This is a genomic window from Microcystis sp. M_QC_C_20170808_M3Col (assembly GCF_007095505.1).
Taxonomy (GTDB): domain Bacteria; phylum Cyanobacteriota; class Cyanobacteriia; order Cyanobacteriales; family Microcystaceae; genus Microcystis.
In genome coordinates this window covers 1-9789 of sequence record NZ_SFBY01000070.1, presented here as the reverse complement: position 1 = coordinate 9789, position 9789 = coordinate 1, and the positions used below count along the sequence as shown (strand labels likewise).

The following is a 9789-nucleotide window of genomic DNA, read 5'->3' as shown; positions in this document are numbered from 1 at the left end:
TAATCTGAGTAGAAATCTAGAAGCGTTATCGAAAAAAACACAGGAGGATAGGCAGTTTATTATGCGTTTAGCTCCACTTTACCAACAGGATAGAGAACAAGCGGTTCAAGAGGGACTTACAAGAGGACTACAGCAAGGGGTACAACAAGGTATTCAACAAGGAAGACAACAGGGAGAAGCGTATTTACTCATTCGCCTTCTTCAGCGACGTTTCGGGGAAATACCCCAGAATCTAGAAGAAATCATCCGCAGCCTTCCTGTGGAGCGATTAGAAGACTTAGGACTCGCTTTATTAGACTTTGACACCTTGACAGATTTAGATAACTGGTTGCATTCGTGAGCAATAGCGATCTCGCGTAGCGAGCGCGTTGCGAGCGCATCATCCATCCTTGATTATTCTATAGTTAAGGGGTCCACATCGATCGCCATACTTACCTTGGGTAAAACTAAGCTTTTCAGAGGACGAAAAAGACCACCGATATCAGCCTTGTCTCCCGATGATTTTAACAGAATTTGCCAGCGATAACGGTTAGCCACGCGCATAATTGTTGCGGGTGCAGGTCCCAAAATATCCCAATCGGAACCGAAATTATTAACACATTCCTCCGCTACATTTTCGGCACTTTTCTGCACCGCTTCCCCATCTAAACCGCTAAAACGAATTAATACCAAACTACCGTAGGGAGGATAATTTAAACTCTCTCTGTGCATTAATTCCGTCTCGACAAAACCCTCATAATCGTGGGTTTGCACTGCTCTAATCACGGGATGTTCGGGGGTATAGGTTTGGATAATGACCTTTCCTTCTCTTTCTCCCCTTCCTGCTCTCCCTGCTACTTGAGTGAGGGTTTGAAAAGCGCGTTCGGAGGCGCGATAATCGGAGTGATAAAGTAAGCCATCGGCTGCCATTACTCCCACTAGGGTAACTCGATCGATATCTAATCCTTTGGTGAGCATTTGGGTTCCCACTAGGACATCGAATTCCCCATCAGTAAATTGTTTTAATAGTTCCCGGGGAGCATTTTTATTGCGGGTGGTATCACTATCAAAACGCAAGCAACGCAAATCAGGAAATTCTTTGGTTAATTCTTGGGTGACTCGCTGAGTGCCAGTACCGAAAAATTTCAGATAGGGAGAACCACATTCGGGACATTGTTTCGGATGAATGCGACCATAGTTGCAGTAGTGACAGCGGAGTAATTCTTGCGCTCCCGGTTCGGTGTGGTGGTAGGAGAGGGAGACATCACAGTGGGGACACTCCAGCACATAACCGCAACTTCGGCAAGATACAAACGTACTATGTCCCCGACGACTGACGAATAAAATTCCCTGTTCTCCCTTGTCGCGCAGGGTTTCCAGAGATGAACGCAGGGATTGACTAAATAGGGAACGATTGCCTCGTTGCAATTCCCGTCGCATATCGACGATTTCCACCCGCGGTAAGGGGCGATTTTGGATGCGATCGGGCAAAGATAGGTAAAGACAGGGATTATCTTGAGATTCTAGCCATGTTTCTAAAGATGGCGTGGCCGAGCCTAAAATTACGGGACAATGGTTTAATTGAGCGCGCCATTTAGCCACGGTACGCGCGTGATAGGTGGGAAGTAATTGGGTTTGTTTAAAGCTGCTATCGTGTTCTTCATCGAGGATAATCATGCCTAGGTGGGGTAAAGGGGCAAAAATCGCCGATCTCGTCCCGATAATGACTTGCGGGGTTCCTGTTAACATCTGTCGCCATGTATCGTATCTTTCTCCTTCCGAGAGGGCGCTATGATAAACATAGACTCGATCGCCAAAACGGGCCACAAAGCGATCGGTTAGTTGCGGTGTTAATCCAATTTCGGGGACTAAAACCAAGGCAGATTTACCCGCTGCTAAGATAGGTGCGATCGCCTGTAGATAGACTTCTGTTTTACCCGATCCCGTCACTCCGTGTAAGAGGACGCTTTCACCACCTTTCAGGTTTTGAATGGTTTCTATTGCCTGTTTTTGGCTAGGAGTGAGGGTTTTTGGTTGATCCCTGCTCATAATCGCCGAGGATAAGCGCAGAAATTCCCGATCCTCAATCACCACATAACCCTTGTCAATGAGCGGTTTAAAATGTTTTGTCCCTGCAAGTTGTACCAATTCCGGCAGCCACATTTCTCCTCCCTGATGACGGAGAATTTCGACAATTTTGCGCTGATTTTCGGTTAAATCAGCAGGAAAGTCGGTTATTAGCAGGGTAATGGCTTTTTTTTGTTTAATATTGGTACTTTTGGGTGCTTCTAGATAACTTTCTACCCAACCGCGCTTAACTAAGTCTCGAATACCGTAATTAGCATTTTTTAGTTTTTCTTGCAGGTATTTCGCCGAATAATCGCCTTCTTTTTGATTTTTGAGCAGGGATAAAATCTGACGGGAGAGGGGAGTACAAAAAACTTCCGCACCGGGGGGAATCGCATCGGGTTTTAATCTGATGCGACGTTGGGAACTTCGCAGTAAACCCTTGGGTAAAGCGACGCGAACAACGGTGATTAAATCGGTAGCGTAGTATTGGGCGATTTTCGTCAATAACTGCCAATAATTATCAGGAAAAAAACCCTTAGTAATCACATCTTCCACGGGACGAATTTGATTTTCTTCTAGTCCTGGGGGCAAATTTTCGATAAATCTGAGGGCAATTCCCCCAATTACCTGAGAACCAAAGGGAACGCTTAAAATATCGCCGATTTCTACCGTTAAATACGGGGGGATACTATAGGTTAATATTTGCTCATCCTCTTGACTATCTCTAGGATAAGGACGATCGACCAAAACCTCTAACCACAGTTGCGGGGTGGTGGTTAATTGGTAGGGTGTGCGAGGTTCCGCTACAGTTAGGGTAGCATGGCGATCGAGCATGGTTATCAGTTATCAGTGGGAAGTGGGAAGTGGGGAGAATGGGGTATTTAAATTATAGTTTAAAGCTTGAGGGGAATAAAACTAGCTAATTTTCTCTAAAAACAGTTTAAATATTGCTTTTTTGCCCACAAATTTGCATTTTTAGCTCTTGCAGTCTCCCCAAATGATAATTATTGGCTATTAGCTATTTAATGAAAGCATAGTTAGGGAAAGTTGAGAATAGTTATCAATAGGAAAAGCGAAGAATAGTAATAAAAAGCTGACTGCTATCTTGATTGTTAAGAAGCGTGATCTTTACCTAGTCAAATACCGAAAACCTTAGTTAGAGTGTATGAGTAGAAACACAAAAAGTTCCTCCCATTCACCAGAAAATCTTATTGTCTGGTTCGGCGATTTGTAACCATCGACACAGAATCGCACAATTATATCCCAGAAATGGCCGCCATTAATTAAGAAAACGTTTAAAAAATCTGCTCCCCGAAAATTCAATGTAACAATCAGCCCATTGGGAGAAACCGAGTTTTTCCCCGCTATTATAACCCCACTCCATCCATACCCAGAATAACTGCTTATGAAAATCTCTAAACTGGCCTCTGATGATAATTTTAATCAAATCATTGCCCTGGAGACAAGTCCTTTAGAACTAGACAGCGTGGATTTTGCTGAAAGAACTGACGAAGATCTGACTGAACCTTTACCGGAAACCCTAAAAACCACTCGTGGGGGTAGTGGAACAGGATACGCTCAAGGTAACAATGAAGATACTGTTGGGGCATTTTTTAAAGAAATGGCCCGTTATCCCCTGCTTAATGCGGAAGAAGAAATTGAATTAGCCCACTCGGTTAAGTTTCTCATGGAAGCGGAAGAAGTGCGCCAAAAACTGCAAGAAAATTTACATCGTCCCCCGACGAAAACGGAATGGGCAAGTGCTTTACAATTAGATAATGAACGTCAACTGGAAAACCGTCTTTATCGGGGAAGAGCAGCTAAACGGAAAATGATTCGTTCTAATTTGCGCTTGGTGGTTTCTATCGCTAAACGGTATTTAAATCGCGGAGTTCCTTTCTTAGATTTAATTCAAGAAGGTGCGATCGGACTCAACCGTGCGGCCGAAAAATTCGATCCCAATAAAGGTTATAAATTCTCTACCTATGCTTATTGGTGGATTCGACAAGCAATCACCCGCACCATTGCTAACGATGCGCGCACGATTCGTTTACCGATTCACATTGTCGAAAAACTCAATAAACTCAAAAAAGCGCAGCGCATTCTCAAGCAAGATTTACAGCGCAATCCCAATGAACGGGAACTCGCAGAAGCGTTAGAAATGACTCCTGAACAATTGCGGCAATTATTACAATTGCGTCGTCAATCTCTCTCTTTAAATCATCGTGTAGGGAAAGGAGAAGATACGGAATTAGTGGATCTGTTGGAAGATGATGATCTACAACTTCCCGAAGATAAAATGAATGAGATGATGATGCGTCAGGAAATTTTCGCAGTTTTAAGTGATGTTCTCACGGAACGGGAAAAAGATGTTATCTCCCTCCGTTATGGTTTAGCTACCAGTCAACCCTATACCCTAGAGGAAGTGGGGGGAATGTTCAATTTATCTCGCGAACGAGTACGTCAAATTCAAAGTAAAGCGATGCGAAAATTACGTCGTCCTCAAGTTGCTCGTCGTCTGAAAGGATGGTTACATTAATAATTTTTTCTAACTCGTTCTCTCCTCTCTCCTCTTTCTGGGAGAGCTTTTTTTGTCGATACCCAGTAGATGGCCATAATACCTATGAACCTACATCTTACCCGACAACAAGAGCATCTAATCCAAGAGAAAGTGAAAACGGGAAAATATCAATCTCCCGAAGATGAATACGAACAAATAACTGATGCAGAATGGAGAGAAGATATTCGGCAAAAAATAGATGAAGCTATCTTTGCATCAGAAAATCATCCTCTCAGAGATGGAGAAACTTTTGTCACTGAAATTATTCATCGTTTTCAACCCATGGGTGGTTATGTCATAAATATACTAGCTAGTCAGAAGCTGAATATAATAGGCAATTTTTCAGCTATTTTTTCTAGTTTTGAATAATTTGAAATTAATTCAATATGTCTAAAAATTCTTGGTTAATTCCCGACAATATTTATTTTCTCAACCATGGTTCCTATGGTGCAACCCCTAGAATAGTCTTGGATTATCAGCAACAATTGCGGGAACGAATGGAAAGGCAACCTTTAGCATTTTTGGGGAGAGAATTAGAGGGTTTATTAGATATTGCCAGGCAAAAATTAGCGGATTTAGTCAGCGTAAATAGCGATGATTTAGTCTTTGTTCCCAATGCAACCACAGCAGTGAATGCGGTATTAAATTCCTTAACTTTTCAGGAAAATGAGGAAATTCTGATCACCGATCAGACCTATAATGCTTGTGCTAATGCAGTTAAACATATAGCTAAAAGATGGGGTTTAAAGGTAATTATCGCTAAAATTCCCTTTCCCGTGCAGTCTCCTTTAGAAATTAGTCAAGCAATTTTAGCATCAGTTTCTCCCCGGACAAAATTAGTAGTTTTAGATCATGTCACCAGTCCCACGGCCTTAATTTGGCCAATCGCAGAAATTGTGCAAGAATTAAATAATCGGGGTATTGATACTCTCATCGATGGCGCTCATGCTTTAGGTTTTTTACCCCTTAATATCGGGGCAATTAATCCCACCTATTATACTGCTAATTGTCATAAGTGGTTATGTAGTCCCAAGGGGGCTGCTTTTCTCTATGTGCGCGGGGATAAACAGGCAATAATTCGACCTTTAACTATTAGCCATGGAGCGAATTCTCCTCGACAAGATCGCTCCCGTTTTCAGTTAGAATTTGCTTGGATGGGAACCGATGATCCCAGTGCTTATTTATCAGTGCCAAAAGCGATCGAGTTTTTAAATTCTCTCTCTATTGATGGTTTACTGGGTCTGATGGCGAGGAATCGTAATTTGGTTTTAAAAGCCAGAAATTTGCTTTGTTGTGCCTTAGAGGTCAATTATCCCTGTCCAGAATCGATGATCGGATCGATGTCTTCAATTCTAATTCCTAGTTATGCTTGGGCAGCAGAAGATTTATCTAGACAACTGTGGGAAGAATATCAGATTGAAGTGCCGATAATTCCTTGGGGAGAAGCATCATTAATTGTTAGGATTTCTGCTCACTACTATAATTCGAGCGAGCAGTATGAATATTTAGCTGGGGTTTTAAATTCCTTGCTATTTGGGCAAAGATAAGTACCAGATCACTGGAGCGGGGAGAAACAATCCATAACCGAGTTTTTAAAGTTCGATTGGGAGTTAATGATGCTATTAAAAATGGATTTGGTATCAAATCCGATCCCTGATAGCTGTCTCGGAGTCTCGAAGTCTCGACTAGGAAATTAATTTTGCACGACTACTTAGGGTTTGCTGAATAAATCTAAAAACCTTGTTGGATAATATTAGGCACTTTTTCCCTGAAAATTAGGTAATTGACCCCCTGAAAATGGGTAAAACCCCACACCCCACACCCCACACCCCACACCCTACCCCCACGAAAAACTTTTTGCTGCAGACCCTACTTATGAGAACCGATAATTTTGCTAAAATGCCTCTTGGATCATAGTTTCCTTGAGCATTTCTAAACCCTTTTTCACCCGACGGGAGACGGTAACGACACTAATACCTAATTGTTCGGCGGTTTCCCGTTGAGTAAGATCTTTAAGGAAGACAAATTCGAGAATATGACGGGTTTTCTCTTCTAATTGAGCGAGAGCTTGTTGTACACGAATGCGATCCTCTTGACAAAGTTGAAAGCTGCGATAACGGGGATCGGGAACGAGGTCTTTTAAACAAGTATTATTATCTTCATCGTTATTAACCGTCACATCGAGACTGAGGGGTTCACGGTTTTGGAAAGCCAGTTTTACCTCTTGCCATTCTTCGATCGAAATATTTAAAGCGAGGGAGATTTCCGTATCATTGGGTTGACGGTTGTGGACAGTTTGGAAATCCCGACGCACATTGGCCGCTTGTCTGCCTAAATCTAACCAACGACGAGGAATACGAACTGTATAACCTTTATCGCGCAGATGGTGTTGAATTTCGCCGCGAATATAGGGAATAGCGAAGGAACTAAAAGCATGACCTTTGCTGCTGTCAAAACGCTCGATCGCCCGAATTAGTCCCATACAGCCAACTTGCACTAAATCTTCGTAATTTTCATGGCATTGATTGACCCAATGATGAGCTTCCCTTCTGACTAATCCTAGGTTTAACTCCATAATTTGATCCCGTAACTTATTATCTCCTGTTTTTTGGTATTTTTGAAACAGGGTGAGAGTTTCGAGTTTAAGATTTTCTTGATTTACGACAGACATAGGGCGCTAACAGACTTAAAAAATATTGACTATAAAAGATCACTATTGCAATTAGCTTTGACCAATCCCAATACAGTCTAGATGAGAAGCGGCAAGCAATCACAACAATGTAATTTGCTACTATCACTATGATAAGACCTTTATATAAAGACTTGTGTGATTTCACGCAGTCAAGCCGGTATTTAAAGACACCAATAAGCTAAAACCCAGGTAATTAGGGTTTTAGGGTGTGGGGTGTGGGGTGTGGGGTGTGGGGTGTGAATTTTCCCCCGAAAAGTCTTAATCCAACAAGGTTTTCAGATTTATTCAGCCAGCCCTATCTAGAAAACTACAACTCAAACAAAGGTAAACTCCGATCCTTATTTTTCGGCGATTTCGCCAGTAGGCCTAAATGTTCGTAGGCGGCTGCCGTGACTACGCGACCCCGGGCAGTACGATTAAGATAACCTATTTGTAATAAATAAGGCTCATACACCTCCTCGATCGTCTTGGCATCTTCTCCCGTGGCTGCCGCTACCGCTTCCAATCCCACGGGCCTACCTTGAAACTGTTCGATCATCGTCTTTAATACTAATCGATCGGTCCAATCTAAACCCATAGAATCCACATTTAATTCATTTAATCCCTGATCAGCTAACTGGGGAGTAATCACCGTTTCTCCCTTCACCTGTACATAGTCGCGTACTCGTTTTAATAAACGATTGGCAATGCGTGGAGTTCCCCGACTGCGACGGGCAATTTCGATCGCACCCGCTTCAGTAATGGGAATATTAAAAATAGTGGCACTTCTGAGAATAATTGCCGTCAATTCCTCGATTGTATAGAAACGCAGACGTTGAATCAGGCCAAACCGATCGCGTAAAGGGGAAGTTAAAGAGCCAACTTTGGTAGTAGCACCGATTAAAGTAAAGGGAGGTAAAGAAATACTGCGAATTTTCGCCGCTTGACCCTTGCCAATCGTCACATCCAGGCGATAATCCTCCATCGCTGGGTATAATAACTCCTCCGTCACCCGATTCAGTCGATGAATTTCGTCGATAAAAAGAATATCCCGGGGTTGAAGATTGATCAGGATGCCGGTAATGTCCCGGGGACGCTCTAAAGCGGGGGCGGCGGTAATGCGGCAATTTACTCCCATCTGGGCCGCTAAAATTAAAGCCATGGTGGTTTTTCCTAATCCTGGCGGTCCGTAGAAGAGCAAATGATCGATCGCTTCTTGTCTAGCTTTGGCTGCGGCGATGGTGACTTTTAGATTAGCCTTTAAGTCCTGTTGACCGATATAATCCTCTAGGGATTGGGGACGAATCTGCGCTGCTGCTTTTTCCGTTTCTTCTATAGTGGGATTGGGAGTGAGCAGATTTTCCTCGGCAGCCGGGGGGGAATTGTGCGATCGTTTGATGGCCATTGTTACAATCAAGAGTCTAGGATATGTTAGCGAAGCGGATTTTGCCTTGTTTGGATGTCAATAAAGGTCGGGTGGTTAAAGGGGTTAATTTTGTCAATCTTCAGGATGCTGGCGACCCCGTGGAGTTAGCTCGCTTGTATAATCAGGCAGGGGCCGATGAGTTGGTTTTTCTTGATATTACTGCTACCCATGAAGATCGGGACACGATTATTGATGTAGTCTATCGTACGGCGGAACAGGTTTTTATTCCTCTGACAGTGGGTGGCGGTATCCAATCCTTAGAAAATATTAAAAATTTGTTAAGAGCCGGGGCCGATAAAGTCAGCATTAACTCGGCTGCCGTGCGCGAGCCGGAATTGCTCGATCGAGCCAGCGATCGCTTTGGAAAACAGTGTATTGTGGTGGCGATTGATGCTAGACGACGCAAGGATGGGCATAACCCCGGTTGGGAGGTTTATGTTCGGGGTGGACGCGAAAATACGGGTATTGATGCTTTATTATGGGCCCAAGAAGTGGAAAAACGCGGGGCGGGTGAGTTGTTAGTTACCAGTATGGATGCCGACGGCACGCAAGCGGGTTACGATCTGGCCTTGACAAAAGCGATCGCTGAAAGGGTGGAGATTCCTGTGATTGCCTCTGGAGGAGCGGGCAATTGTCAGCACATCTACGAAGCATTGACGGAAGGGCGGGCAGAAGCGGCTTTATTGGCTTCTTTGCTCCATTATGGTCAATTAACCATCGCTGAGGTCAAAAATTATCTGCAAAATCAACAAGTACCCGTGCGTTAGCCAGGGAAAATGAGGGCAAGATTTGCAGAACTTAATCTAGTGATTAAGTCGGTTTTTCGGGAAAAGGATTTCTTTAGGCTGCAACCCAAGAAGAGCAAGGTTTAGACCTAAGCTAAGACACATTTTAACCGCTTACTGTTGCCTCTTGCCGCTTGCCTCTTGCCTAATCTCAACAAGCAATTTAAATTTGCGGGCGGTTTATCGAAAATTTGGGTTAAAACCCCGTCCTTTGAGGACGGCTTTAAGCTACAATGGAAAAAGCGATAACCAAGCTAAAAACTGAACCTTGACAACAGATAGTAAGGGGTTTCGTTCA

The 9789-nt window shown here is 43.4% G+C and carries 8 protein-coding genes; 5 read left to right on the top strand and 3 right to left on the bottom strand.

Going from position 1 to position 9789, the window contains the following annotated elements; all coding sequences use genetic code 11:
• Positions 1–340 (top strand): DUF4351 domain-containing protein (locus EWV84_RS03625; protein ID WP_287076518.1); only part of this gene is annotated, 340 nt, incomplete at its 5' end.
• A 53-nt stretch (positions 341–393) separates the two neighbouring features.
• On the opposite strand, the gene priA is transcribed toward EWV84_RS03625, so the two are convergent.
• Positions 394–2883 carry a primosomal protein N' gene (priA, locus tag EWV84_RS03620; RefSeq protein WP_287076516.1) on the bottom strand — a complete coding sequence of 830 codons (2490 nt, stop codon included), beginning with the start codon at positions 2881–2883 and terminating at the stop codon, positions 394–396.
• 571 nt (positions 2884–3454) lie between these two features.
• Between priA and EWV84_RS03615 the strand changes: the two genes are divergently transcribed.
• The 3 genes from EWV84_RS03615 (at position 3455) to EWV84_RS03605 (ending at position 6156) form a co-directional block, all read left to right on the top strand.
• Entirely contained in the window at positions 3455–4588 is a 1134-nt protein-coding gene (locus tag EWV84_RS03615) for an RNA polymerase sigma factor, RpoD/SigA family (RefSeq protein ID WP_286825288.1), read from the top strand.
• 84 nt (positions 4589–4672) lie between these two features.
• Entirely contained in the window at positions 4673–4978 is a 306-nt protein-coding gene (locus EWV84_RS03610; RefSeq protein ID WP_287076513.1) for a transcriptional regulator, read from the top strand.
• A gap of 17 nt (positions 4979–4995) precedes the next feature.
• Positions 4996–6156, top strand: a complete 1161-nt coding sequence (locus EWV84_RS03605; RefSeq protein ID WP_287076511.1) for an aminotransferase class V-fold PLP-dependent enzyme — start codon at positions 4996–4998, stop codon at positions 6154–6156.
• 347 nt (positions 6157–6503) lie between these two features.
• Here EWV84_RS03605 and EWV84_RS03600 read toward each other — a convergent pair whose 3' ends face one another.
• Positions 6504–7280 carry an RNA polymerase sigma factor SigF gene (locus EWV84_RS03600; RefSeq protein ID WP_287076509.1) on the bottom strand — a complete coding sequence of 259 codons (777 nt, stop codon included), beginning with the start codon at positions 7278–7280 and terminating at the stop codon, positions 6504–6506.
• A 328-nt stretch (positions 7281–7608) separates the two neighbouring features.
• Entirely contained in the window at positions 7609–8685 is a 1077-nt protein-coding gene (gene ruvB, locus EWV84_RS03595) for a Holliday junction branch migration DNA helicase RuvB (RefSeq protein ID WP_287076507.1), read from the bottom strand.
• Between the two features lie 23 nt (positions 8686–8708).
• Here ruvB and hisF point away from each other — a divergent pair, with 23 nt between their 5' ends.
• Positions 8709–9473: an imidazole glycerol phosphate synthase subunit HisF gene (gene hisF, locus EWV84_RS03590; RefSeq protein WP_002787034.1), complete on the top strand. Its 765-nt coding sequence runs from the start codon at positions 8709–8711 to the stop codon at positions 9471–9473.
• The last annotated feature ends 316 nt before the right edge of the window (positions 9474–9789 follow it).